The sequence below is a fragment of the Ornithinibacillus bavariensis genome (assembly GCF_018333235.1).
GTDB classification, from domain to species: Bacteria; Bacillota; Bacilli; order Bacillales; family Amphibacillaceae; genus Ornithinibacillus; species Ornithinibacillus bavariensis.
Map to the genome: position 1 here is coordinate 1 of NZ_BORP01000024.1, position 255 is coordinate 255.

Here is a 255-nt window from a genome sequence, read left to right on the forward strand (position 1 = left end):
TCTGGGCCGTGTCTCAGTCCCAGTGTGGCCGATCACCCTCTCAGGTCGGCTACGCATCGTCGCCTTGGTGAGCCGTTACCTCACCAACTAGCTAATGCGCCGCGGGCCCATCTGTAAGTGACAGCTTACGCCGCCTTTCATCTTCTTACCATGTGATAAAAAGTATTATCCGGTATTAGCTCGCGTTTCCGCGAGTTATCCCAGTCTTACAGGCAGGTTGCCCACGTGTTACTCACCCGTCCGCCGCTCGATCCA

The 255-nt window shown here is 56.1% G+C and carries 1 rRNA gene; it reads right to left on the reverse strand.

The features are described from left to right. Window positions 1-255 (reverse strand): 16S ribosomal RNA (locus tag KI338_RS17605); the annotation flags it as partial.